Source organism: Burkholderia metallica (assembly GCF_902832845.1).
Taxonomy (GTDB): Bacteria; Pseudomonadota; Gammaproteobacteria; order Burkholderiales; family Burkholderiaceae; genus Burkholderia; species Burkholderia metallica.
This window is the reverse complement of the sequence record NZ_CADFDB010000003.1, coordinates 346,932-372,636: the sequence shown is the minus strand read 5'-3', so window position 1 is coordinate 372,636 and position 25,705 is coordinate 346,932. Positions and strand designations below refer to the sequence as shown.

Genomic DNA, 25,705 nt, shown 5'->3' with positions numbered 1-25,705 from the left:
GCCGGCGGTTTTTTCGGGAATTTCGGTTGCGCTTGACGCGCCATCAACCCTCTCGATCCGCCAACGGTCTGAGATGCCAAAAAAAGTAAAAGTAAAACTTGGCGGACATGACGGAAATGGAGTTCGTCAAAAAAGTTGATTCGGAATTTATACCCCGTCGCCGCGCGGCTGGCAACCGGGGGTGGTCGAAAATGCGGACATTCCGCGCGTTTTCTTCAAAATACGCGGAATGTCTGCGCGGCGATGCGGTTATGCCGTACCGCCGACCGTCATCCTGTCGATCCGCAGGGTCGGCTGGCCGACGCCGACCGGCACGCTCTGGCCTTCCTTGCCGCATACGCCGACACCGCTGTCGAGCGACATGTCGTTACCGATCATGCTGACGTCCTTCAGCGATTCGGGGCCGCTGCCGATCAGCGTCGCGCCCTTCACCGGGTAGGTGACCTTGCCGTTCTCGATCATGTACGCCTCGGAGGCCGAGAACACGAACTTGCCGTTCGTGATGTCGACCTGGCCGCCGCCGAAGTTCACCGCGTACAGGCCGTTCTTCACCGACGCGATGATTTCCTGCGGGTCCTTGTCGCCGTTGAGCATGTACGTGTTCGTCATGCGCGGCATCGGCAGCGCCGCGTACGACTCGCGCCGCGCGTTGCCCGTGACCGGCATCTTCATCAGGCGCGCGTTCAGCGTGTCCTGGATGTAGCCCTTCAGGATGCCGTCCTCGATCAGCGTCGTGCACTGCGTCGGGTTGCCTTCGTCGTCGATGTTCAGCGAGCCGCGGCGGTTCGGCAGCGTGCCGTCGTCGACGACGGTCACGCCCTTCGCGGCGACCCGCTCGCCGATCCGGCCGGCGAACGCCGACGAACCCTTGCGGTTGAAATCGCCCTCGAGGCCGTGGCCGATCGCCTCGTGCAGCAGCACGCCCGGCCAGCCCGGGCCGAGCACGACCGTCATCGCGCCGGCCGGCGCGGGGCGGGCGTCGAGGTTCACGAGCGCTGCATGCACGGCGTCGTCGACGTAGCGCGACAGCACGTCGTCGGTGAAGTAGCCGTAGTCGAAGCGGCCGCCGCCGCCGCCGGAGCCGATCTCGCGGCGGCCGTTCTGTTCCGCGATCACCGTGACGGACACGCGCACGAGCGGGCGGATGTCGGCCGCGAGCGCGCCGTCGCTGCGCGCGACCAGCACGACGTCGTATTCGCCGGCGAGGCCCGCCATCACCTGCGTGATGCGCGGGTCGCGGCCGCGCGCCATCTGCTCGATGCGCTCGAGCAGCTTGACCTTGGCCGTCGCATCGAGCGACGCGAGCGGATCGGACGGCAGGTACAGGTCGCGGCCCGAGATGCCCGTCAGCGACGTCGCCGCCTTGATCTTCTGGCGGCCGCCGCCGGCCGCCGCGATCGCCTTGGTGGCCGCGGCGGCTTGCGCGATCGCTTCCGGCGACAGGTCGTCCGAGTAAGCGAACGCGGTGCGGTCGCCCGCGACCGCGCGCACGCCGACGCCCTGGTCGATGCTGAAGCTGCCCGATTTGACGATGCCTTCCTCGAGGCTCCACGCTTCGCTGCGGGTCGCCTGGAAGTACAGGTCCGCGTAGTCGACGCGATGCGTGAAGATGTCGGCGATCGTGCGCGTGAGCAGGCTTTCGTCGAGGCCGTACGGCGTGAGCAGGATGTCCTTCGCCAGCGCGAGGTTGCGGATGCCGGGTTCGATGATGTTCATGCGGATATCGGGGGTTCTCAAAAAGTTGTCGGGTGCTGCTGGGCAGATGGGTTGGTCGCGCGGCGTTTCAAGCAGCGCGGCGAATTCAGGTCAGCACGCGGTGTCGCCACGCGGGCAGGCTCTGGCGCACATCGGCGATGCGCTGCGGGTCGATCGCGCCGAGCACGACGCTGGCGCCCACGTCGCGGACCGCGACGATCTCGCCCCACGGGTCGATCAGCATGCTGTGACCCCACGTGCGCCGGCCGTTCTCGTGCTTGCCGCCTTGTGCGGCCGCGAGCACGTAACACTGGTTCTCGACGGCCCGCGCGCGCAGCAGCGTTTCCCAGTGCGCGCGGCCCGTCGTATACGTAAACGCCGACGGCACGACGATCAGCGCGCAGTCGCCCAGGCGGCGATACAGCTCCGGAAAGCGGAGATCGTAACAGACCGACAGGCCGACCCGCCCGAACGGCGCGTCGAACGCGACGACCGTGTCGCCCGCGCGGATCGTGCGCGCCTCGTCGAACGATTCGTCGCCCTTCTCGAAGTTGAACAGGTGGATCTTGTCGTAGCGCGCGGCCTCGTTGCCGGACGGATCGAAGACGAGCGTCGTGTTGAGCACGCGATCGGCCTCCGGCGCCTTCAGCGGCAGCGTGCCACCGATCACCCAGACGCCGTGGCGGCGCGCGGCGTCCGCCAGGAAGCGCTGGATCGGGCCGTCCTGGTAAGGCTCGGCGAGCGCGAGCTTGTCGGTGTCGCGCTGACCCATGAAGCAGAAGTATTCGGGCAGCAGCACGAGCCGTGCGCCTTCGCCGGCGGCTTCCGCGATCAGGCGGCGCGCTTCGTCGAGATTGCGTGTGACGTCCGGCGTGCTCACCATCTGCAGCGCGGCGACCCGGAAGGGCGTGGCGGAACGGGTAAGGTCGGTCATCGCAGGATCGGTTGCGTGATAAATGGGGTGCGGCCCGGCACCGTGCGCGGTTCGATGCGCGGCTCAATGACTCGCCGCATCGGCCGGACCGTGATTCATCTTACCCTGATCGCCCCGCACCCGCTCGATGTGCGGGTGCGCCCACGAGCCGGTGATCGCGTAGTCGAGCGCGAACGCGTGCGACAGCGTCTCCGACAGCGCGTAGTTCGCGGCCAGCACGCCGACGCCGAGCAGCGGGTTGATGATCGCCGCCCCGATCGCGGCCGCGCCCGCGCTGATTTTCGGCGCGACGTGCGCGTGCAGGTCCTGCGTCTCGGTGCCCAGATCGACCGCGCCGCGTACGGTGACGTTTGCGGGCCCCGTCATCATCGAGAAGTCGTCGGTGCGGGCGATCCCGTTCGAGATCCGGCCGGTACCGGTGATCTTGTCGAACGGCAGCCCCTTGCCGATCACGTCGCGGAAATTCAGCGTCAGGAAGCGCGCGAGGCTCTGCAGGCTCAGCACGCCGAGCAGCTTCGCCGCGCCCGGATCGACCTTCAGGATCTGGCCGTGTTCGAGATCGAGCGCGATCTGGCCGCCGAGCGACGGGAAGTCGAGCGCGGTCGGGCCGCCGCGCCAGCCCACCTTGCCGGTGACCGAGCCGTGGCCGTCCGCGAGCGTGCGCGGCAGGCCGACGCGATCGAGCAGCGCGCCCGCGTTGTCGATGTCGAGCTTGAAGTCGAACACGGTGCGGCGCGGCGCATCGCTTTCGTCGGCGCCGCGGGCGAGCGCCCGGCGCGACGTGCGCCAGTTGCCGGTCGCCGTCAGTTTCGCGGCCGGGTTCGACAGCTCCAGCTTGTCGAGCTGCCACACGGGCGTGCCGTCTTCGTCGATGTTGCGCGCGTTGACGACCAGGCGGCCGATGTCGTGGTTGCGCGCGACGACCTGGTCGACGATCAGGTCGATCGACGGCATCGGGCGATCGGTCGGCGTCGGCAGGTTCATCGCGCGGCCGACGAGATCGTGCTGCGCGCTGTCCGGGATCACGAGCTTCGCGAGCCGCGCGTTCAGCACGCCCGCGCCGTTGTGGCCGCCGCCCGGCGCCCACGACAGGTAGCCCGACACCTGGTTCGACGCGATGTTCGCCTGCCAGAGCTCGTCGACGTGCGACGCGCCGACGATCACGTTTTCCCAGTTGCGCTTGAGCAGCTTCAGCGTACCGAAATGGAGCGCGAAGCGCTTCGGCGCAAAGCTCGCGAAATCGACGCGCGGCGCGCTCTGCGGCTCCGGCACGCGCGGCGTGTCGGGCTTCAGCGTACGGGCCAGCGCGAGCCACGCATCGGCGTCCAGCTCGTTGACGTCGACGGCCGCGCTCACGCCGTCCTGCGGCATGTCGGGCATCCGGTGGATGCCCATCGCGCCGCGTACCGCGCGCAGCGGCTGGCCGCGCGTCGCGTCGAGCAGGTAGGTGGCCGACACGGGGCCGAGCGTCAGGTCGGCATGTTCGAGGCGCTTGCCGTCCGCCTGCGGCGCCGGCTGCAGCGTAAAGCTGAACGGCATCGGCGTGCCGGCCGGTTTCGCGAACGGCGCCGGGAAGTTCAGCGCGACACCCGTCAGGTCGGAATGCGCACTGACGTCGGGCAGCCGGCCCGGCGCGCCGCGCACGGCGACCTTGTACGGCGCATCGCCGACCACGTGCTCGAGCAGCGCGGCGGCGGGGCCGTGCAGATTCAGCCCGCGTGCGGCGTCGAGCGCGAGCCGGCCGTCGACGTTCACGGCGTACGGGCCGTGCGACTGGAAGTTGCCGTTCGCGCGCACCGGGCCGCCGAGGAACCGCCCGGACAGGTCGTGCAGCGACGCGCCGGCCTCGGTGAAGCGGACGCTGCCGCGCAGCGCCGACAACGGCGGCACGCCGCTGGTCGACAGCGTGTTGCCGCCGAATGCGAGCGCCCCTTCGATATGCGTATGCGGATGGGCGACGTGCTGCGGAATCGTGATCTTGAGCGCGAGCGACGCGGGCCCCTGCGCGTCGATCCGCTGGCCGATATGGCCGCTCATCGTGCCGAGCGAGCTGTTGTCCGCGTAGTCGATCAGGTCGGCGAGCGGGCCCTGCGCATGGCCGTCGATGATCAGCGGCGAGTGGGTCGGGTTGCCGAGATCGTCGATGCGGCCCGTGACCTTCGTCAACGCGACGCGCTTGTAGTGCGCGCGCCCGATGTCGAAGCGCAGCTTGTTCTGCGCGAGCTCGAACACGCCGTCGATCCCGTCGAGCGCCGGCCAGACGCTTGGCGTGCCGTTCGCGAGCTTGCGCGGCGGGTACGGCGTCGGCTCGAAGCGGCCGCCGGTGAACGGCGCGACGATGTGGAACACGCCGGCGTCCGGCTCGTGTTCGAACGGAAATTTTTCGAGCGGGCCGCGTGCGACGATCGACGCGCCCTTGGTCACCTTGCCGTCCTGCAGTGCGTGGCCGAGATAGTCGCGCAGGTGCTCGGACATCCCGGTCGGCAGGTAGCGCGGAATGCGCGCGACCGACGCGCGCGCGAAATCGGCGCGCAGGTCGAGCGAGCCGCGGCCGTGGCCGGGGTTCGTGTACGAGCCCGACACCGCAATTTCGGCATCGGGGTTCGACACGAACAGGTCGGACAGCGAGACGTCGACGCGCGCATGCTTGTCGCCGGGCGCGGGCGTGATCGCCCATTTCGCGTTGCCGCGCAGCCGGTCGAACGTCAGGCGCGGCTCGTCGAATTCGCCCGGCACCGTGACGGCTGCGTCGACCGTGTCGATATGCGCGGAGCCGCCCGTCTCGCTCGCATCGACGCGACCCCACAGGTTCTCGACGCCCGGCCAGCCGGCGCGCGGGTGGCCGCGCGGCGAGAGCCCGGGCGGCGGCTCCTGCGCGGCGAAGCTGATGCCTTGCAGGTCGCCGAGGAAACGGTAGCGGACGATCGGCGCGGCGCCCATGCGCCGCTCCTCGTCGGCGAGATCGGCATGCGCGGGTTTCGCGCGCTCGACCTCGATGTGATAGTTCGACACCATCCCGCGCGGGTCGAGCTTGATCAGCTCGTTGCGCAGGCGCGCCGACAGCGGCAGCCCGCGGATGAACTCGCTGAGGATGCCGAGATCGACGCGGTCGCCGACGACACTGAGCAACTGCCCCTGGTTCGCGGTCGGCACGCGGTAGCGGGCCGTCAGCGTCGACAGCGCGAGCGAGCGGGCGAGCGGCGTGCCGTCCGGCAGCGGCGGCTGGCCGAGCTCCGCGTTGAAGCGCGTCAGGTGCAGCATGTAGTCGTGGCCGGCGTCGAGCTGCATGTCCCAGCCGAAGCCGACCGTCGGCACGTCGAGCCGCGGCTGCGTCGGGCGCACGCGCAGCGCGACGTCCGCGCCCTGCAGGTTGCCGCCCGCCGAGTGCAGGTGGCCGTCGCCGAAGGTGGCCCAGATCGCGTTGTCGATCCGGCCCGCGTGAATCGTGAGCGGCATGTCGAGGTAGCGCGCGAGTGTCTGCAGGTCGACCGGGCCCGTCGACAGGTACGCATCGCCCGTCCAGTTCGACGGCTTGCCGACCGGCGCGAGCGGCTTGTGCCTGAAGCGCGCGCGGAAATCGAGCGGGCCGAGCAGCAGCGTGCCGTTCGCGGGCGCCTGCAGCGCGGCCTTGTGCACGCGGCCGTCGTTGAGTACCGCGAGCCGGATGCCCGACAGCACGAGTTCCGGCGCATCGTGCTGCGCGTCGCGCCAGCGCAGCGTGCCGCCACGCAGCACGATCGCCTCCTGCTTCAGCAGCCACGTGCCGAACGTGTCGTTGCCGCCGTGGGTGGTCGCCACGCCGACGCCGGCGATGCTCAGCGAGCCGTCGGCCGTACGCGCGACGACGAGGTCGGGCTGGTCGACGATCAGGCTCGACAGCGCGGGCGACAGCCGCAGCAGCGACAGCCACGACAGCGCGGCCGTCGCGTGCGGCACCGACAGCGCGACCTGGCCGTCGCGGCCGCGGATCGTCAGGTTCGTGAGTTCGACGCCCGGCTGCATGCCGGACCAGCTGGGAGAAAGCTTGCCGATCGAAAGCTGCGCGTGGAGCTTGTCGGACACCGCCTGCTCGATGCGCGGGCGGAATTCGTCGATGCGGGGCAGCACTACGTAGCGCAGCCCGAGGAACGCGCCGGCCGCGACGAAGTAGGTGCCGATCCCGACTGCCAGCGTCACCCTGAACACGCGGCGCAGGACCGGATGATCGTGCTTCGGAGGTCCCGCTTCGGGCGCAGCTACGGCGGATTCCTGACGGTCGGACATGCGGCGGACGGGCGGCGATATGGTAGTTTTGCAGACTGACGTTGAAATGTATCACACGGGTTCGTGCCGGCGGCCGTTGCGGCAGCGCGGCACGGGCTTTCCGGCGCGCGGTTTCGCGACGGGCGCACCTGCGTTCCGCGATGCCGCGCCGAGTCCATGGGGCCGGCCGGGCGCGGGGCGCGCATGCGCTTCCGGTGCCGGCCGGCCTTTCCGCCAGGCCCGCTTCTCGATGACCGACGCTTCCGCCCTGATCTGCACGTCCTATTCCCGTTACCTGGCCCGCGCGGCGGCCGCGCGACCCGCGCTGGCCGACCAGGTCGCCGCGTGGGCCGCCGCGCCGCTCGGTCGCGCGCAGCTCGACGCGCGCCTGACCGAACTGCTCGCGACGCCGGCCGGCACGGCCGCGCCGACCGAGGAGCAACTGAAGCGCGCGCTGCGGCAACTGCGGGCCGAGGCATTCGGCGCCGTGGCGGAGCGCGACCTGCGCGGGCTGGCGGACGTCGCCGAGGTGACGGGCGCGATGACCGATCTCGCCGAAGTGGCCGTGCAGCGCTCGCTCGCGCTGCTGTCGGCCGAACTCGAGGCGCTGTACGGCGAGCCGCGCGGCGCCGACGGCCAGCGCGTCGTGCTCGGCGTGGTCGGGATGGGCAAGCTCGGTGGCCGCGAGTTGAACGTGTCGTCGGACATCGACCTGATCTTCGTCTACGAGGACGACGGCGAGACGACCGGCGGCACGCGTTCGCCGCTGTCCACGCAGGAATACTTCACGCGGCTCGGCCGGCGCCTGATCGGCGTGCTGTCGGAGGTTACCGCCGACGGCTACGTGTTTCGCGTCGACATGCGGCTGCGCCCGAACGGCGATTCGGGGCCGCTCGTCTGCAGCCTCGGGATGCTCGAAGAGTATTTCTACGTGCAGGGGCGCGAGTGGGAGCGCTACGCGTGGATCAAGGGCAGGCTCGTGTCGGAAGGCGACAGCGACGCGGCGCAGCGGCTGGCGTCGCAGCTCGAATCGATCGTCAAGCCGTTCGTGTACCGGCGCTATCTCGATTTCGGCGTGATCGGCGCGATTCGTTCGCTGCACCAGCAGATTCGTCACGAAGCCGCGCGCCGGGCGTCGATGCGGCCCGACAAGGCCGACGACATCAAGCTCGGGCGCGGCGGCATCCGCGAGATCGAGTTCAGCGCGCAGGTGTTCCAGCTGATCCGCGGCGGCCAGGATGCGGAATTCCGCGTGCGGCCGACGCTCGCGGTGCTGCGCCATGCGCAGGCGCGCGGGCTGATCGGCGACGATGTGCGCGCCCGCCTGACCGACGCGTACAACTTCCTGCGCACGCTCGAGCACCGGCTGCAGTACCGCGACGACGCGCAGACGCATGCGATGCCGGTCGAGCCCGGCGAACGCGCGGCGCTGGCCGCGTCGCTCGGTTTTGCCGACTATGCGGCGCTGATGACGGTGCTGGACGGCCACCGCACGTTCGTCGAGGCGCAGTTCGACCAGATTTTTGCCGACAAGGCGAGCGGCATGCCCTGCGCGGCCGGTGACGACACGGCGGCCGCATGGATCTGGAGCGGTGCGCTGGCCGACGACGGCGAGGACGACGCGCTGGTCGCGCGTCTCGACGGCCTCGGCTTTACCGATCCGGCCGCCGTGCTCGCGCGGTTGCGCGCGATCTGGCAGTCCTCGCGCTACACGGGCCTGCCGGAAAAGAGCCGGCAGCGCTTCGACAGCGTCGCGCAGCGGGCGCTCGACGCCGCGCCGAAGATCGACGCCGCGCGCCGCGACGACACGATCGTGCGCCTGTTCGACCTGCTCGAGACGGTCAGCCGGCGCGGGGTCTATCTCGCGCTGCTGACCGAATACCCGGCCGCGCTCGACCGCGTGCTGTCGGTGCTCGGGGCGACGCGCTGGGGCGGCGGCTACCTGATCCGCCACCCGCAACTGCTCGACGAGCTGCTCGACGACGAGGCGATCGCCAGCCCGTTCGACTGGCCGGCGTTCAAGGACGCGCTGCGCGCGCGCCTCGCCGCGGCCGACGGCCCCGAGCAGCAGATGGACCTGCTGCGGCACGCGCAGCACGCGGAGGTGTTCCGAATCCTGCTGATCGATCTGGCCGGGCAACTGTCGGTCGAGCACGTGAGCGACCGGTTGTCCGAGCTGGCCGACGCGGTGCTCGACGTGACGATCGAGGTCGTCTGGTCGCAGCTCGCGAAGCGCCATCGCGACGTGCCGAAGTTCGCGGTGATCGCGTACGGCAAGCTGGGCGGCAAGGAGCTCGGCTACGCATCCGATCTCGACCTGATCTTTCTGTACGACGACGCCGACGAGCGCTCGGCGGACGTCTACACGACCTTCACGCGGCGCCTGATCACGTGGCTCACCACCGCGACCGGGGCCGGCGCGCTGTTCGACATCGACCTGCGGCTGCGGCCGAACGGCGAAGCGGGGCTGCTCGTCACCGATCTCGACGCGTTCCGCCGCTACCAGCTGCGCGAGGGCGACGCCGCGAACACCGCGTGGGTCTGGGAGCACCAAGCATTGACTCGCGCCCGCTACAGCGCGGGCGACGCGCAGATCGGCGCGGATTTCGAGGCGATCCGCCAGCAGGTGCTGACGACCCCGCGCGACGGCGCCGTGCTCGCGAAGGAAATCGTCGACATGCGCGGCAAGGTGTTTGCCGGCCACCCGAACCAGACCGAGCTGTTCGACCTGAAGCACGACCGCGGCGGGATGGTCGACATCGAGTTCATCGTCCAGTACTGGGTGCTGCTGCACGCGTCGAGCGATGCCGAGCTGATCCGCAACACGGGCAATATCGCGCTCTTGCGCGAGGTCGCGCGCTTCGGGCTGATGGGCGAGGACGAGGCCGAGCGCGTCGGCGCCGCCTACCGTACGTACCGGAAACTGCAGCACAAGCTGCGGCTCGACGGGATGGAGAAGGCGCGGGTCGATCCGGCCGTGGTGGCCGACGAGCGGGCGGCCGTGACGGCGCTGTGGACGCGCGTGTTCGGCTCGGTTGAAACGGAGAGTTGAAACGGCCGTTCGATCTGGTGCGGCAGGGCGGACGCGATCGTGCCGCCGTGCTCGGAAAAAGACCGGCGCGTGCGCCGGTCTTTTCGCGTTCGATCAACGGATCAACGGATGGCCGGCGTCAGGCCGCGAGCATTTCCTTCGCGTGCTTGCGCGTCGTGGCCGTGATTTCGAGCCCGCCGAGCATTCGCGCGACTTCCTCGATCCGGTTGGCCCGGTCGAGCGCGACGACCGTCGACACCGTGCCGCCGCGATCGTCGGCGCCTTTCGCGACCTGGAAGTGGTGGTCGCCGCGTGCAGCGACTTGCGGCAGGTGCGTCACGCACAGCACCTGGCGATCGCGCCCGAGCTGGTGCAGCAGGCGGCCGACCACTTCGGCGACGCCGCCGCCGATTCCCGTATCGACTTCGTCGAAGATCAGCGTCGGCGTCGGGCTGGCCGCGCTCGCGATCACCGCGAGCGCGAGGCTGATCCGCGCGAGTTCGCCGCCCGATGCGACCTTCGCGAGCGGCCGCAGCGGGACGCCGGGGTGCCCGGCCACGCGGAACTCGACCTGCTCGAGCCCGTGTGGGCCGCCGTCGGCGAGCGGCACGAGCGCGACTTCGAAACTGCCGCCCGCCATCGACAGCTCCTGCATGCCGGCCGTGACGGCCGTGCCGAGCGCCTTGGCGGCTTGCGTGCGTGCCTTGGACAGATGTCTGGCGTCGGCGAGGTAGGCTTCCCGCGCCTTGGCCTGCACCGCCTCGAGCGCGCCGAGATCGGCGGCCGCGTCGAGCGCGGCGAGCTGCGCGCGGCGTGCCGCGTGTTCTTCGTGCAGCGTGTCGGGCGGCAGCCGGAACTTGCGGGCGGTCGAGTGCAGCGCGTCGAGCCGCGTTTCGACCTGCGCGAGCCGTTCAGGATCGAGATCGATGCGCTGCACATAGTGCGACAGCGAATAGACGGCTTCCTGCAACTGGATTTCGGCCGGTTCGAGCGACGCGAGCGCGTCGCCGAGCGCCGCGTCGTAGTCGGCGAGGCTGCGCAGCTTCGACACGATCGTGCCGAGCTGCGCGAGCATCGCGTCGTCGGACTCGGAGAGCGCGTTGAGCGCACCGCGCACGCCTTCGATCAGGTTCGCCGAATGCGACAGGCGCTTGTGCTCGTTGCTGACTTCGTCCCATTCGCCGGCCTGCGGCGCGAGCTTGTCGAGCTCGGCGAGCTGCCATGCGAGCTTTTCGCGTTCGAGCTGCAGTTCGCGCTCGTGCGCCTTCGCGGCGTCGATCGCCTGCGTCGCGTCGCGCCACACGCGCCATGCGCGTGCGACGTTCGCCGCGTCGGCGACGAGCCCCGCGTGCGTGTCGAACAGCTCGCGCTGCGCGTCGGGCCGCATCAGCAGCTGGTGCGCATGCTGGCCGTGGATGTCGACGAGCATTTCGCCGAGTTCGCGCAGTTGCGCGAGCGTCGCGCTGGTGCCGTTGATGAACGCGCGCGACCGGCCGTTCGCGTCGATCACGCGGCGCAGCATCACGGTGTCCTCGGCGTCGAACGCATGCTCGTCGAGCCAGCGCGCGACGCGGTCGTGCGGCGTGAATTCGGCGGTGATGTCGGCGCGGCTGCAGCCGGTGCGCACGACGCTCGCGTCGGCACGTTCGCCGAGCGCGAGGGCGAGGGCGTCGATCAGGATCGATTTTCCGGCGCCGGTCTCGCCGGAAAAGACGGAAAAGCCGCTGTCGAATTCGAGATCGAGCGCGGCGACGATGACGAAGTCGCGGATCGAGAGGTGGCGGAGCATGATGTCGGGCGGAGCGGCGTCAGGACGCCTTGTCGTCTTCGTTCGAGGCGTGTTCGTTCCAGTGCAGCTTCTTGCGCAGCGTTGCATAGTAGCTGTAGCCGATCGGGTGCAGGAACGGCACCGTGTGCTTCGAGCGGCGCACCTCGATCGTGTCGTTCAGTTCGAGCGCGGTGAACGACTGCATGTCGAAGTTCACGTTGACGTCGCGCCCGCCGACGATCTGGATCGCGATTTTCGAATCGTCGGGCAGCACGATCGGCCGGTTCGACAGCGCGTGCGGCGCGATCGGCACGAGCACGACGCCCTGCAGCTGCGGATGGAGGATCGGGCCGGCGGACGACAGCGCATACGCGGTCGAACCGGTGGGCGTGGCGACGATCAGGCCGTCCGAACGCTGGTTGTACATGTACCGGCCGTCGACCGACGCGCGCAGCTCGACCATGCCGGAGAAGCCGCTGCGGTTCACGACGACGTCGTTGAACGCGAGCGCATGGTAGATCGGTTCGCCGTCGCGCATGATCCGGGCCTCGAGCAGCGAGCGCTCCTCGCGCTCGAACTTGCCCGACAGGATCACCGGCACGAGCGCCTGCATGTCGGCCGCCGCGATATCGGTGATGAAGCCGAGCCGCCCGTGGTTGATCCCGATCAGCGGTGTCTTGTACGGCGCGAGCTGGCGGCCGATGCCGAGCATCGTGCCGTCGCCGCCCAGCACGACCGCCACGTCGGCGCGCGCCCCGATTTCGGCCGGGGTCAGCGCCGGGTAGCCGTCGATGCCGATCTCGCGCGCGGTCTCGGCTTCGAAGACGACCTCGAAGCCCCGTTTGGCGATGCAGGCGGCCAGCGTGGCGAGCGGCTCGGCGATGTTGGGCGTGTTGCTCCGGCCGACGAGCGCGACAGTGTTGAACTGATTACCGGTTTTCATGCCGGCATTACACCATAGCTCGTTGACGAAAAGAACCGGCTGTGCGCGGGCGGGGCCGGATCGGGCCGGCCCGCGCAATGGTTGCCGACGCCACTCGCCGCGCCCGCGCGGTTGCGCTAGAATTTTCCACCATGCTAGATCCTCGCGCACGAACCCTCCTGAAAACCCTGATCGAACGGTATATCGCCGACGGTCAGCCAGTCGGATCGCGCACGTTGTCCCGTTACTCCGGGCTCGAGCTGAGCCCGGCGACGATCCGCAACGTGATGTCCGACCTGGAGGAGCTCGGCCTCGTATCGAGCCCGCACACGTCGGCCGGCCGCGTGCCGACGCCGCGCGGCTACCGGCTGTTCGTCGACACGATGCTGACGGTCGAGGCGCCGATCGACGCCGAGGCCGTCGCGCGGCAGGTGCAGAACACGCTGCAGGCCGGCGAGCCGCAGCAGCGCGTCGTGGCGGCTGCCGCGAGCGTGCTGTCGAACCTGTCGCAGTTCGCGGGCGTCGTACTGACGCCGCGCCGCAGCCACGTGTTCAAGCAGATCGAGTTCATGCGGTTGTCGGACAAGCGCATCCTGCTGATCATCGTCACGCCCGAGGGCGACGTGCAGAACCGGATGCTCGCGACGCCGCGCGACTACTCGCCGTCGCAACTGACCGAAGCGTCCAATTACATCAACGCGCATTTCGCCGGACTGTCGTTCGACGAGGTGCGCCGCCGCCTGCGCGACGAGATCGACCAGTTGCGCGGCGACATGACCGCGCTGATGCACGCGGCCGTGACGGCTAGCACCGAGGTGCCCGACACCGAGGACACCGTGCTGATTTCCGGCGAACGCAACCTGCTCGAGGTGGCGGATCTCTCTTCCGACATGGCGCGGCTGCGCAAGCTGTTCGACGTATTCGACCAAAAGACGGGCTTCCTGCAACTGCTCGACGTGTCGAGCCACGCCCAGGGCGTGCAGATTTTCATCGGCGGTGAATCGACGCTCGTGCCGATCGAGGAAATGAGTGTCGTGACCGCGCCTTACGAGGTGAACGGGCAGATCGTCGGCACGCTCGGCGTGATCGGCCCGACCCGCATGGCGTACAACCGCGTGATACCGATCGTCGACATCACCGCGCGCCTGCTGTCGCTCACGCTGAGCCAGCAGTAGCCTGCCGCCGCCAGCCCGATCCCGCACCGCCATCGTGCCGCGGCGGCGTGCATCCCGACAGTCGGCCGAACGGCCAGCCGACCACCGCGAGGCGGCCCGCTATAATTGAGGGCCGTCCGGTCCCGTGCCTCGAGCACGTTCTTGCCCATGCGTTTCGATCTTGAGCCGCCTTCGAGCACCGCGGCCGCCCATCGCATCGGTGTGCTGCTGATCAATCTCGGCACGCCCGACGCTCCGACGCCGCGCGCGGTGCGCCGCTATCTGGCTGAATTCCTGTCGGATCCGCGCGTCGTCGAGATTCCGCAGGCCGTCTGGCAGGTGCTGCTGCGCACGTTGATCCTGCCGCTGCGCGGCCGTGCGTCCGCGAAGAAATACGCGGCCGTCTGGATGCCCGAGGGCTCGCCGCTGCGCGTGTACACCGAGCGCCAGACCGACAGCGTGCGCCACCTGCTCACGTCGAACGGCTATCACGTGACGGTCGACTACGCGATGCGCTACGGCAGCCCGAACATTTCGCACGCACTCGCGCAGTTCAAGCGCGCGGGCGTCGAGCGCGTGCTGCTGATGCCGATGTATCCGCAATACTCGGCGTCGACCACGGCCACCGCATTCGACGCTGCATTCAACGCGCTCGCGCGCATGCGCAACCAGCCGGAGGTGCGCACGGTGCGGCACTACGCCGACCATCCGGCCTATATCCACGCGCTGGCCGAGCAGGTGCGCCAGTACTGGGCGCAGCATGGCCGGCCCGACTTCGCGGCCGGCGACAAGCTCGTGCTGAGCTTTCACGGCGTGCCGAAGCGCACGCTCGACCTCGGCGACCCCTACCACGACCAGTGCCAGCAGACGGGCGCGCTGCTGATGGCCGCGCTCGGGCTGTCGACGACCGAATGCCGCGTGACGTTTCAGTCGCGCTTCGGCAAGGCCGAATGGCTGCAGCCCTATACCGCGCCCACGCTGCGCGAGTTCGGCGAGGCCGGTGTGCGGCGGGCCGACGTGTTCTGTCCCGGTTTCACGGCCGACTGCCTGGAGACGATCGAGGAGATCGGCATGGAAGTGCGCGACGAGTTCCTCGCCGGCGGCGGCAAGGCGTTCCACCGCATTCCGTGCCTGAACGGCGCGCCCGCCTGGATCGGCGCGCTCGGCGAGATCGTCGCCGAGAATCTGCAGGGCTGGCCGGTCAAGGCCGTGCAGCCCGAAACGGTGAGTTGAGATGAAACGATCCTTGCGCGCTCTTCGGGCGGTCAGCCCTCTTGAGGCGGCCCGGCGGAGACTGACATGAACTACAAGATTTCGACCGATCCGTGCGCGAAGCTGCGCATCGACAAATGGCTGTGGGCGGCCCGGTTCTTCAAGACGCGTTCGCTCGCGACCGAGGCGGTCGACAAGGGGCACGTGAAGATCGGCGGCGCGGCGGTCAAGCCGGCCAAGGACGTGCGGGTGGGCGACGAGGTCGAGATTGCGATCGACGGCATCGTCTGGCACATTGCCGTGCTTGGCGTGTGCGACGTGCGCGGGCCGGCGAGCGTCGCGCAGACGCTTTACGAGGAAACGGAAGCGGGGCGGGCCGCGCGGCTCGCCGAACTGGAGCGCCGCCGCACGTATCGCGAGCCGGCGGCCGAATTGCACGGCCGGCCTACGAAGCGCGACCGGCGCATCATCGACAGATTTTCTGGTGGGAGCTGAACATCTGGTCGAACGTCGCCCGCGCGCTCCCGTATTCGGTCGTGCGGTCGGTAACGGCTCCAGACAGGCAGATGGTGGTGGTGCCGGCAATGAGTACCAGCGCGACCACCGATATCGCAAAGGTCAGTTTCACGGTACTCCCCTCGAAAGAAGGGTGAAAACGGCGCCAGGTGGATGTCAGGCGACGGTCAGCTAGGGGTAAACACGCTTTTCCGGCGTCTGGATGGAGTGTAGTGCAGCGGGCCTGTGCCAAGCTAGTACTTGCCAGGTAAGCGTTGTTACCGCCTGTTTCGCCCCTGCGGCGGACTATGCGGGCAATGCACCGGTGCCGCGCGCGGTTGTTTCGCGGCAATGGCGAATGCCGACGAATAACCCCCTTGAAATCGTCGTTTTCACCCTTATTTGCACCAGCAATGTGCGGTGCCGCCGGGTATACGGCTCGGCGGTTGCCGATTTGGCTTCAACCTCTAATCGACTTTCAGCGACATGGAAAACACGCAAGAGAATCCGGCTACCCAATCGGCCGAAGATATCGGCAGCGAGAAGCAGGCGGCGCAAGGCGCTGCCCCCGCCGCCGACGCAGCCGACGCGGCGCTCGCGGAGGCTCAGGCCAAGGTCGCCGAGCTGCAGGAAAGCTTCCTGCGGGCGAAGGCCGAGACCGAGAACGTCCGCCGCCGTGCGCAGGACGACGTCTCGAAGGCGCACAAGTTCGCGATCGAGAGCTTCGCGGAGCATCTGCTGCCCGTGCTGGACAGTCTGGAAGCGGCCGTCAACGATACGTCCGGCGACATCGCGAAGGTGCGCGAAGGCGTCGAGCTGACGCTGCGCCAGCTCACGAGCGCGCTCGAGAAGGGCCGCGTCGTCGCGCTGAACCCGGTCGGCGAGAAGTTCGATCCGCACCAGCACCAGGCGATTTCGATGGTGCCGGCCGAGCAGGAGCCGAACACCGTCGTCACGGTGCTGCAAAAGGGCTACATGATCGCCGACCGCGTGCTGCGCCCGGCGCTCGTCACCGTCGCCCAGCCGAAGTAAGGCCGTCGCGATGCTGCCCGCCGGCGTCGATCCGGCCGCGTTCGATGCTCCGAAGGAAGTCACCTTCTGGGGCGCGTTCGACATGCAGGCGCTGGACGCCGGCACGTTCGACGCGGCGATCGACGGCGCCGGCGATGCGCTCGCGGTGGTGTTCTTCTGGGGCGTCGACTGCTTCAACTGCGAGGTCGCGAAGAAGGCGATGCTCGCGCAGCCCGATGCGATCCGCGCACTGGGCCTGAAGTGGTTCCATTGCAACGTGTACGAAAACCATCAGCTGGGGCGCCGCTTCGGGCTGCACGGTGTGCCGGCGTGGTTCTTCTTCCATCGCGGCAAGCGGCTCGGTCGCGCGACGGGCTGGCATGGCCTCGCGCAGTTCCAGGCAGCCGTATCGGCGGCACGCGCGAAAATCGTCGCGTCGGGCGGCGATCCGCCGGGCGGCGATCCGCTAGCCGGCAGCGATTGAAAAATTTAATATCCGCATCGCTCGTCGGGTCTTGAAAACGGACCGGCCGGACGCATTTCGGGAACAGAGTTGAATTCTGGCGCGCAAAGCCGCCCCAAAACGCGGGTTTTTGCGCAGCAAACAAGCATTTCTGGAGATTAGGAAAAAATGGGAAAGATCATCGGTATTGACCTCGGCACCACGAACTCGTGCGTCGCCATCATGGAAGGCAACCAGGTCAAGGTCATCGAGAACTCGGAAGGCGCCCGCACCACGCCGTCGATCATCGCGTACATGGACGACAACGAAGTGCTCGTCGGCGCGCCGGCCAAGCGTCAGTCGGTGACGAACCCGAAGAACACGCTGTTCGCGGTGAAGCGCCTGATCGGCCGCCGCTTCGAAGAGAAGGAAGTCCAGAAGGACATCGGCCTGATGCCGTACAGCATCATCAAGGCCGACAACGGCGATGCATGGGTCGAAGCGCACGGCGAAAAGCTCGCGCCGCCGCAGGTGTCGGCCGAAGTGCTGCGCAAGATGAAGAAGACGGCCGAAGACTACCTCGGCGAGCCGGTCACGGAAGCCGTGATCACGGTGCCGGCGTACTTCAACGACAGCCAGCGCCAGGCGACCAAGGACGCCGGCCGCATCGCGGGCCTCGAAGTCAAGCGGATCATCAACGAGCCGACCGCGGCCGCGCTCGCGTTCGGCCTCGACAAGGCCGAGAAGGGCGACCGCAAGATCGCCGTGTATGACCTCGGCGGCGGTACGTTCGACGTGTCGATCATCGAGATCGCGGACGTCGACGGCGAAATGCAGTTCGAAGTGCTGTCGACCAACGGCGACACGTTCCTTGGCGGCGAAGACTTCGACCAGCGCATCATCGATTACATCATCGGCGAGTTCAAGAAGGAGCAGGGCGTCGACCTGTCGAAGGACGTGCTCGCGCTGCAGCGCCTGAAGGAAGCCGCTGAAAAGGCGAAGATCGAGCTGTCGTCGGGCCAGCAGACCGAAATCAACCTGCCGTACATCACGGCGGACGCGTCGGGCCCGAAGCACTTGAACCTGAAGATCACCCGCGCGAAGCTGGAAGCGCTGGTGGAAGACCTCGTCGAGCGCACGATCGAACCGTGCCGTATCGCGATCAAGGACGCAGGCGTCAAGGTGTCGGACATCGACGACGTGATCCTGGTCGGCGGCCAGACCCGCATGCCGAAGGTCATGGAGAAGGTGAAGGAGTTCTTCGGCAAGGATCCGCGCCGTGACGTGAACCCGGACGAAGCCGTCGCAGTCGGCGCGGCGATCCAGGGCCAGGTGCTGTCGGGCGACCGCAAGGACGTGCTGCTGCTCGACGTGACCCCGCTGTCGCTCGGTATCGAGACGCTCGGCGGCGTGATGACGAAGATGATCAACAAGAACACGACGATCCCGACGAAGCACGCTCAGGTGTACTCGACGGCCGACGACAACCAGGGCGCCGTGACGATCAAGGTGTTCCAGGGCGAACGCGAAATGGCAGCGGGCAACAAGCTGCTCGGCGAGTTCAACCTCGAAGGCATCCCGCCGGCACCGCGCGGCGTGCCGCAGATCGAAGTGACCTTCGACATCGACGCGAACGGCATCCTGCACGTCGGCGCGAAGGACAAGGCGACCGGCAAGGAAAACAAGATCACGATCAAGGCGAACTCGGGTCTGTCCGAGGCTGAAATCGACCAGATGATCAAGGACGCGGAAGCGAACGCAGCGGAAGACCACAAGCTGCGCGAGCTGGCCGATTCGCGCAACCAGGGCGACGCGCTGGTCCACAGCACAAAGAAGGCGCTGACCGAGTACGGCGACAAGCTGGACGCGGGCGAGAAGGAAGCGATCGAAGCGGCGCTGAAGTCGCTCGAGGACGCGCTGAAGGACACGTCGTCCGACAAGGCTGCGATCGACGCGAAGGTCGAGGAGCTCGGCAAGGTGTCGCAGAAGCTCGGCGAGAAGATGTACGCCGACATGCAGGCTCAGCAGGCGGGTGCGGCCGGCGCGGCCGGTGCAGCGGAAGGCGCGGCCCATGCGGGCGGTGCGCAACAGGCTGCCGACGACGTCGTCGACGCCGAGTTCAAGGAAGTGAAGAAGGACTAAGCCGGGTTGCAATGGCACCGTACGCCGCGCGCGCAAAACGCGCGCGGCGCGGCTGACAAGCGGTCTGTCTTTCCTTCCGGATGGCCGGATCGACTCCACGCCTGGCGGGCTTTGCGGCCCTCCGGGCACATTTGTTTTTTGGCGGGTGCTGCGCGAGCCGTCCGCGGACGGCGCAGCGCCAGACGAGTCGAGAGACTTTACTGCAGGCGAAAGGAGCCGCCGCGTGCGCGATGCGTGGCGGCACAGTGAATCGATATGGCGAAACGGGATTACTACGAGGTTCTGGGCGTCGCGAAGAATGCGAGCGACGACGAAATCAAGAAGGCATATCGCAAGCTTGCGATGAAGTATCACCCTGACCGCAATCCGGACAGCAAGGATGCGGAAGAGCATTTCAAGGAGGCGAAGGAAGCCTATGAAATGCTGTCGGATGGCCAGAAGCGGGCTGCGTACGACCAGTACGGGCATACGGGCGTCGATCCGAACATGGGCGGTGCGGGCGCACAGGGCTTCGGCGGCTTCGCGGATGCATTCGGCGACATCTTCGGCGACATCTTCGGCCAGGCCGCGGGCGGTGCCGCGCGCGGCGGCCGCGGCGGCCCGCAGGTGTATCGCGGCGCCGACCTGCGCTACAGCATGGAAATCACGCTCGAGCAGGCCGCGCACGGCTACGACACGCAGATCCGCGTGCCGAGCTGGGTATCGTGCGAAGTCTGTCACGGATCGGGCGCGAAGCCGGGCACGAAGCCGGAAACCTGCCCGACCTGTCACGGCCAGGGCACGGTGCGCATGTCGCAGGGCTTCTTCAGCATCCAGCAGACCTGCCCGAAGTGCCACGGCACGGGCACCTACATCCCCGAGCCGTGCGTGCATTGCCACGGGTCGGGCAAGGTGAAGGAAACCAAGACGCTCGAAGTGAAGATCCCGGCCGGCATCGACGACGGGATGCGCATCCGCTCGGCCGGCAACGGCGAGCCGGGCATCAACGGCGGGCCGCCGGGCGACCTGTACGTCGAGATCCACATCAAGCCGCACTCGGTGTTCGAGCGCGACGGCGACGATCTCCACTGCCAGATGCCGATCCCGTTCACGACCGCCGCACTCGGCGGCGAGATCGAGGTGCCGACGCTGGCCGGCCGTGCGTCGTTCCCGGTGCCGGAAGGCACGCAGTCGGGCAAGACGTTCCGTCTGCGCGGCAAGGGCATCAAGGGGCTGCGTTCGAGCATCGCAGGCGATCTGTACGTACACGTGCAGGTCGAAACGCCGGTGAAACTCACCGACCAGCAGCGCGACCTGCTCAAGCAGTTCGAGAAGTCGCTGGCGGAGGGCGGCGCGCGTCACAGCCCGCAGAGCAAGAGCTGGTTCGACCGGGTGAAGAGCTTCTTCGAGTAACAGCATGACTGAAGGCAACGAGAGCGCGTCGTTCGCGCTCTTGGACGATTGCGACTCGACCGCGCTCGCGCGGTCGAGTCGTTTGTATTCCGGCTTCGTGCACGAACGCGTGTGCACGGATCCGGCGCAACTCGACGCGATCGATGCGGCGGTGGCGCAGGATCTGCGCGACGGGCTGCATGCGGTCGTCGTCGGCGATTACGAATTCGGACGCAACCTGCAACGGGCGCAGCCGGGCCACGCCCCGCTGCGCTTTTTGCTGTATGCGCGCTGCGAGCGCCTGTCGCGCGACGAAGTCGACGCGTGGCTCGCGCAGCAGGACGGCGGCGGCACGCCGTCGATCGCGGGTGTCGCGCATGTCGCGAAGAGCGTGTCGCGCGATGCGTTCGACGCGGCGATCGCCGCCGTGCACGATGCGCTGCGCGCCGGCGATTCGTATCAGGTCAACTACACGTACCGGCTGAATTTCGACGTGTTCGGCACGCCGCTCGCGCTGTACCGGCGGCTGCGCGCGCGCCAGCCGGTGCGCTACGGCGCGCTGATCGCGTTGCCCGACGGTACCTGGGTCGTGTCGTGCTCGCCCGAGCTGTTCGTCGAGAAGCACGGCGACGTGCTGCGCGCGCGGCCGATGAAGGGCACCGCGCCGCGTTCGGCCGATCCGCGCGACGATGCGGCCGCCGCCGCGTTCCTCGCGAGCGATCCGAAGAACCGCGCGGAAAACGTGATGATCGTCGACCTGCTGCGCAACGATGTGTCGCGGATCGCGCGCACGGGCACGGTCAAGGTGCCGGCGCTGTTCTCGGTCGAGCCGTATGCGTCGGTGTGGCAGATGACGTCGACGGTCGAGGCCGGCTGGCGCGACGGGACGACGTTCGCGCAGATGCTGCGCGCGCTGTTCCCTTGCGGGTCGATCACCGGCGCGCCGAAGTACAAGACGATGCAGCTGATCGACACGATCGAGTCGACGCCGCGCGGGCTCTACACGGGCGCGATCGGCTGGCTCGATGCGCCGAAGGAAGACCAGTCGACAGGCGATGCGGCGCCCGACGGTGTGGCCGGCTGCGGCGATTTCTGCCTGTCGGTCGCGATCCGGACGCTGACGCTCGAAGCGGTCGGTATCGATGCTGTCGCAACGGTCGACGCGCGCGAGGCGGCGACTCGCCGGGCCGGCCGGCGCCGCGGCACGATGGGCGTCGGCGCGGGCATCGTGCTCGACAGCGTTGCCGCCGACGAATATGCGGAGTGTGAATTGAAAGCACGATTCCTGACCGACGCTGATCCCGGCTTCCAGTTGTTCGAAACCACGGCGGCCACGCGTACAGACGGCATCCGGTATTTCGAGCGCCATCTCGCGCGGCTGCAGGGCAGCGCGGACGCGTTCGGCTTCCGCCTCGACGCCGACGCATTGCGTCGCGAGGTCGATGCGCGCTGCGCGGCGCTCGACGGCGACGGCCCGTACCGGATGAAGCTCGCGCTCGCGAAAGACGGCATGCTCGACATCACGGCCGCGGCGCTGAAGCCGCTGCCCGCGGGGCCGGTCGGCGTGATGCTTGCGGCCGCGCACGGCTTCGCGCCGACCCGCACCGACGACGCGCTGCTGCTGCACAAAACGACGCGTCGCGCCGAATACGACCGTGCATGGCAGGCGGCGGAAGCGCTCGGCGGCTTCGACATGCTGTTCGTCAACGAGCGTGGCGAGGTGACGGAGGGCGGCCGCTCGAATGTGTTCGTGAAGCTCGACGGCCAGTGGGTGACGCCGCCGCTGGCGAGTGGCGTGCTGCCGGGCGTGATGCGCGGCGTGCTGCTCGAGGATCCAGCACTGGGCGCAGAAGAGCGTGCGTTGACGCTCGATGAAGTGCTGAACGCGGAGGAACTGATGATCTGCAATGCGTTGCGCGGGCCGATGGAAGCGCGGCTGATTCATGGCTGCGCACCGGCCTGAACGCGGATTACTTCTGCGGCGTACATCGCCAGCTTTGCACGATGGTGTGCCCACGTCTGTATCGCGCGACGCACGTCGGTGCCTGTCGGGCGCATGCGCATCCCTCATTTCACGACCGAAAAGGCATCGGCGTTATCGCCCGGATCGATGCAACCACGCGTGCGGCATGACGCGAGCCTTCGGCTGGTTGCCTCCCGGTCCGTCGAATCAGCGCGCTGGCGGTTTGCAGTGCCAGTCGATCATTGTCGATGGCGTCCGCTTCGCGTCGTAGCGGACCGTGCAGGTTCGCGCGGCGGTGCCGAGCGGCCGGGCGACAGTCGCGGCGGTGTCGAAATACTCGCAACTCACCCAGTACTCGGTGTCGGCCGAGGCAAGCGACCATGTATCGACGAGCGTATTGCCGCGTTTGACACCGCCCGACGGGGCGAGCATCGCGAGTCGATCGGGCGGTCCGGCCCAGAACGACACGCCGATCAGCGGATGCGCTTTCTGCGAATCGTAGGATTTCCAGCCCTCGGGTGCAGGACCGTTGACCGCTTGTGAAACCGGCAGACGGGCCGGACACTGGACGAGTGCCGACGTGGCGTATGCCGACGACATGCAAACGATTGTCAGCAACGTGGCGAGTGCCGCGCCGGCCGGAAAAAAGGCGCGCGACATCGTCATCTCACCACCGAGAACGCATCGGCGTTGTTGCTCGGGTCGATATAGCGACCGTTTCTGTCCTTGCCCTGGAACCGCATGTGCCGTTTCCTGACCTTCGACAGACTGCGCCATTGTTCGACGACGTAGATGCCTGTCGAATCCTGACCCAGATAGAACGCTGCATGGTTGCCGTGCGGTCTGTTCGGATAACGCTGTTGTCAAAGGTCGCGATGACCGTGCCCGGACGAATGGCCGAATCGCCCTTGACGATTTTTTCCGGCCGCCAGCCCGAGGCCGCACCCACTCGGGTATGAGCCTTCACGAGCGCGACGCACTCGCCGTCGCCTTGTAGCGGTTCGCCTTCCAAGGCGGCTGCGCGTTCGAATACGTGGGACATTTTTGCCTCCGTGGAGCGATGGAAGCGCAATGGTCTCAGTAACGAAGAGGCGCGGATATGGGACGTGTTTGAAATGCCAGGCTGTCAGATCGAACGACGAACGACGGGTGTCGTCGAGCAGGCGGCGACGCGTGTGTCCGCATCGCGTCGCCGCGTCGTTCAAAATCAGAAGGAGTGTTCGGGGCCGGGGAACGAACCGTCCTTCACCGCGCTCACATAGGCTTCGACGGCCGCCTGGATGGTCGGCTGCCCCTGCATGAAATCCTTCACGAATCGCGGGCGCTTGCCGGGGAAGATGCCCAGCATGTCGTGCAGCACCAGCACCTGCCCCGAGCAGTCGACGCCCGCGCCGATACCGATCGTCGGAATCTTCAGCATGTGCGTGACTTCGGTCGCGACGAGCGTCGGCACGGCTTCGAGCACGACGAGCTGCGCACCGGCGTCCTCGACCGCGCGTGCGTCGCGCAGAAGTTGCGCGGCGCCGGCTTCGGTCTTGCCCTGCACCTTGAAGCCGCCGAACGCATGCACCGACTGCGGCGTGAGGCCCACGTGCGCACACACGGGCACCGCGCGTTCGACGAGGAAGCGGATCGTCTCGGCGAGCCATTCGCCGCCTTCGAGCTTGACCATCTGCGCGCCTGCGCGCATCAGCTTGACCGCATTCGCGAACGCGTCGGCGGGCGTGCCGTACGTGCCGAACGGCAGATCGGCGACGACGAGCGCGCGCGGCTGGGCCCGCGCGACACAGGCGGTGTGATACGCGATGTCGTCGATCGACACGGGCAGCGTGGTGGTGTGGCCCTGCAGCACGTTGCCGAGCGAATCGCCGATCAGCAGCACGTCGACGCCCGAGCGGTCGAGCAGGGCGGAAAAGCTCGCGTCGTAGCACGTAAGCATCGCGATCTTCTCGTCGGCGTCGCGCATTGCCTGCAGCTTGGGCACCGTGACGGCAGGCCGGCTCGATTCCTGGAGATAGGTCATGGGAAATCCGGTTCGGATGGGTGAGGAACGACAGGCGAGGACGCGTTAGCGCGTCGTCTCGCCCTTGACGAAGAATTCCTTGCGGCCGCGCATCGTCTCGATGCGCTCGATCAGCAGGGCGAGGTCTTCGGGGGAGTCCAGCGGGTTCAGGTGTTCGGCTGCGACCGTCAGCACCGGCGTGCGGTCGTAGTGGTAGAAGAATTCGTTGTACGCGTCGACGAGCGAGCGCAGGTACGCATCGCTGATCTGCAGCTCCATCGGCAGCCCGCGCTTCTGGATGCGCGAGAACAGCACCTCGGGGCTCGCCTGCAGGTAGACGACGAGGTCGGGCGACGGCGCCTGCGGCACGTCCACATGCGTCGCGACCGAGCGATACAGCTGCCATTCGTCTTCCGGCAGGTTCAGCCGCGCGAAGATGTCGTTCTTCTGCGGCATGAAATCGGCGATGACCGGGCGGCCCGTTTCGAGCGCACCGATCAGCTCGCGCGCCTGCTGCGCGCGCTGCAGCGCGAACGACAGCTGCACGGGCAGCGCGTAGCGCGCGGTGTCGCGATAGAAGCGTTCGAGGAACGGGTTGTCCTGCGGGCGCTCGAGCAGCGCCTGCATCGACCAGCGCTCGGCGAGCAGCCGCGCGAGCGTCGTCTTGCCGACGCCGATCGGGCCTTCGATCACGAGATAGCGGTGCGGGGCGCGCAGGTCGGGCGCGGTGACGGTAAGGGGAGTCGGGGTCATCGGCAGCGGTTCTTGTCGGCGTCTTCGCCGGCGGCGAGCGCCTTCTGCATCGGGCACTGGCAGGTCTGTACCTTCTCGACGCGCTGGTCCGCGACGGCGGCGAGGAACGCAGCGGCACGGCCGCGCGCGGGGATGTCGAGCGCCGGCTCGATCTCGACGAGCGGCACGAGCGCGAACGCGCGGTCGGTGAGGCGCGGGTGCGGGACGATCAGGTCGGGTTCGTCGATCGAATCGGCGCCGAACAGCAGGATGTCGAGGTCGAGCGTGCGCGGCGCATTGCGATACGGGCGCTCGCGGCCGAAGTGATGTTCGATCTTCTGGCAGAGCGCGAGCAGCTCGCGGGCCGACAGCGTCGTGTCGAGCTTGACGACGCAGTTGTAGTAGTCGTCGCCGCCCGCTTCGAAGGGCGCCGTGCGATACAGGCTCGACTTGCCGAGAATCGAGATGGTGCGCTGCTGCGCGAGGCACACCACCGCGTCTTTCAGGGTCTGGCGTGCGTCGCCGAGATTCGCCCCCAGTCCGATATATGCAACCGTCATGGCATCACTTCCTACGTCGTTCGCCGGCG

At 68.0% G+C, this 25,705-nt stretch carries 19 protein-coding genes and 1 pseudogene; 9 read left to right on the top strand and 11 right to left on the bottom strand.

Features of this window, described 5'->3' with window-relative positions; translation table 11 throughout:
- Window positions 1-249: 249 nt before the first annotated feature.
- The 3 genes from tldD to HWX08_RS11810 form a co-directional block, all read right to left on the bottom strand.
- Window positions 250-1,716: a metalloprotease TldD gene (gene tldD, locus HWX08_RS11820; RefSeq protein ID WP_069255830.1), complete on the bottom strand. Its 1,467-nt coding sequence runs from the start codon at window positions 1,714-1,716 to the stop codon at window positions 250-252.
- 85 nt (window positions 1,717-1,801) lie between these two features.
- Window positions 1,802-2,629: a carbon-nitrogen hydrolase family protein gene (locus tag HWX08_RS11815; RefSeq protein ID WP_069255831.1), complete on the bottom strand. Its 828-nt coding sequence runs from the start codon at window positions 2,627-2,629 to the stop codon at window positions 1,802-1,804.
- A gap of 63 nt (window positions 2,630-2,692) precedes the next feature.
- A complete protein-coding gene (locus tag HWX08_RS11810) occupies window positions 2,693-6,892 on the bottom strand; it encodes a YhdP family phospholipid transporter (RefSeq protein ID WP_174923051.1) in 4,200 nt (1,399 codons plus the stop codon).
- Between the two features lie 229 nt (window positions 6,893-7,121).
- Between HWX08_RS11810 and glnE the strand changes: the two genes are divergently transcribed.
- Window positions 7,122-9,923 carry a bifunctional [glutamate--ammonia ligase]-adenylyl-L-tyrosine phosphorylase/[glutamate--ammonia-ligase] adenylyltransferase gene (gene glnE, locus HWX08_RS11805; RefSeq protein WP_175807042.1) on the top strand — a complete coding sequence of 934 codons (2,802 nt, stop codon included), beginning with the start codon at window positions 7,122-7,124 and terminating at the stop codon, window positions 9,921-9,923.
- A 118-nt stretch (window positions 9,924-10,041) separates the two neighbouring features.
- Here glnE and recN read toward each other — a convergent pair whose 3' ends face one another.
- Together recN and HWX08_RS11795 are read right to left on the bottom strand one after the other, a co-directional pair.
- The gene (gene recN / locus HWX08_RS11800; RefSeq protein WP_069255833.1) at window positions 10,042-11,691 is read right to left on the bottom strand and encodes a DNA repair protein RecN; all 1,650 of its coding nucleotides are present in this window, start codon (window positions 11,689-11,691) and stop codon (window positions 10,042-10,044) included.
- 19 nt (window positions 11,692-11,710) lie between these two features.
- Entirely contained in the window at window positions 11,711-12,613 is a 903-nt protein-coding gene (locus tag HWX08_RS11795; protein WP_069255834.1) for an NAD kinase, read from the bottom strand.
- A gap of 131 nt (window positions 12,614-12,744) precedes the next feature.
- Here HWX08_RS11795 and hrcA point away from each other — a divergent pair, with 131 nt between their 5' ends.
- The 3 genes from hrcA to HWX08_RS11780 all read left to right on the top strand — a co-directional run bounded on the left by hrcA (window position 12,745) and on the right by HWX08_RS11780 (window position 15,453).
- Window positions 12,745-13,767 (top strand): heat-inducible transcriptional repressor HrcA, encoded by a 1,023-nt coding sequence (gene hrcA, locus HWX08_RS11790; protein ID WP_069255835.1) that lies wholly within the window; start codon window positions 12,745-12,747, stop codon window positions 13,765-13,767.
- A 147-nt stretch (window positions 13,768-13,914) separates the two neighbouring features.
- On the top strand, window positions 13,915-14,979 hold the full coding sequence (hemH, locus tag HWX08_RS11785) for a ferrochelatase (RefSeq protein ID WP_174919689.1): 1,065 nt from the start codon (window positions 13,915-13,917) through the stop codon (window positions 14,977-14,979).
- A gap of 66 nt (window positions 14,980-15,045) precedes the next feature.
- Window positions 15,046-15,453: an RNA-binding S4 domain-containing protein gene (locus HWX08_RS11780; RefSeq protein WP_174919687.1), complete on the top strand. Its 408-nt coding sequence runs from the start codon at window positions 15,046-15,048 to the stop codon at window positions 15,451-15,453.
- Here the strand turns inward: HWX08_RS11780 and HWX08_RS11775 are convergent.
- Complete coding sequence (locus tag HWX08_RS11775; protein WP_006476841.1) at window positions 15,425-15,586, bottom strand: hypothetical protein; 162 nt, start codon at window positions 15,584-15,586, stop codon at window positions 15,425-15,427. The two genes, HWX08_RS11780 and HWX08_RS11775, sit on opposite strands and share 29 nt — an antisense overlap.
- Window positions 15,587-15,939: 353 nt before the next feature.
- Here HWX08_RS11775 and grpE point away from each other — a divergent pair, with 353 nt between their 5' ends.
- The 5 genes from grpE to HWX08_RS11750 all read left to right on the top strand — a co-directional run bounded on the left by grpE (window position 15,940) and on the right by HWX08_RS11750 (window position 22,382).
- Window positions 15,940-16,485, top strand: coding sequence for a nucleotide exchange factor GrpE (grpE, locus tag HWX08_RS11770; protein WP_174919685.1), 546 nt, complete (start codon window positions 15,940-15,942; stop codon window positions 16,483-16,485).
- A gap of 10 nt (window positions 16,486-16,495) precedes the next feature.
- Window positions 16,496-16,948, top strand: a complete 453-nt coding sequence (locus tag HWX08_RS11765; protein WP_174919683.1) for a thioredoxin family protein — start codon at window positions 16,496-16,498, stop codon at window positions 16,946-16,948.
- Window positions 16,949-17,095: 147 nt separating this feature from the next.
- Complete coding sequence (gene dnaK, locus HWX08_RS11760; RefSeq protein WP_069255840.1) at window positions 17,096-19,048, top strand: molecular chaperone DnaK; 1,953 nt, start codon at window positions 17,096-17,098, stop codon at window positions 19,046-19,048.
- A 255-nt stretch (window positions 19,049-19,303) separates the two neighbouring features.
- Entirely contained in the window at window positions 19,304-20,440 is a 1,137-nt protein-coding gene (gene dnaJ / locus HWX08_RS11755) for a molecular chaperone DnaJ (protein ID WP_174919682.1), read from the top strand.
- 4 nt (window positions 20,441-20,444) lie between these two features.
- Complete coding sequence (locus HWX08_RS11750) at window positions 20,445-22,382, top strand: chorismate-binding protein (RefSeq protein WP_174919681.1); 1,938 nt, start codon at window positions 20,445-20,447, stop codon at window positions 22,380-22,382.
- 207 nt (window positions 22,383-22,589) lie between these two features.
- On the opposite strand, the gene HWX08_RS11745 is transcribed toward HWX08_RS11750, so the two are convergent.
- The 5 genes and pseudogenes from HWX08_RS11745 to folK all read right to left on the bottom strand — a co-directional run bounded on the left by HWX08_RS11745 (window position 22,590) and on the right by folK (window position 25,676).
- Complete coding sequence (locus HWX08_RS11745; RefSeq protein WP_174919679.1) at window positions 22,590-23,042, bottom strand: STY0301 family protein; 453 nt, start codon at window positions 23,040-23,042, stop codon at window positions 22,590-22,592.
- Window positions 23,043-23,044: 2 nt separating this feature from the next.
- Window positions 23,045-23,424, bottom strand: a pseudogene (locus HWX08_RS11740) (BPSL0067 family protein).
- Between the two features lie 165 nt (window positions 23,425-23,589).
- The gene (gene panB / locus HWX08_RS11735; RefSeq protein ID WP_174919677.1) at window positions 23,590-24,405 is read right to left on the bottom strand and encodes a 3-methyl-2-oxobutanoate hydroxymethyltransferase; all 816 of its coding nucleotides are present in this window, start codon (window positions 24,403-24,405) and stop codon (window positions 23,590-23,592) included.
- 45 nt (window positions 24,406-24,450) lie between these two features.
- The gene (locus HWX08_RS11730; protein ID WP_069255845.1) at window positions 24,451-25,137 is read right to left on the bottom strand and encodes a deoxynucleoside kinase; all 687 of its coding nucleotides are present in this window, start codon (window positions 25,135-25,137) and stop codon (window positions 24,451-24,453) included.
- Window positions 25,134-25,676, bottom strand: coding sequence for a 2-amino-4-hydroxy-6-hydroxymethyldihydropteridine diphosphokinase (gene folK, locus HWX08_RS11725; RefSeq protein ID WP_069255846.1), 543 nt, complete (start codon window positions 25,674-25,676; stop codon window positions 25,134-25,136). The genes HWX08_RS11730 and folK overlap by 4 nt, the downstream gene beginning before the upstream one ends.
- Window positions 25,677-25,705: the final 29 nt, after the last annotated feature.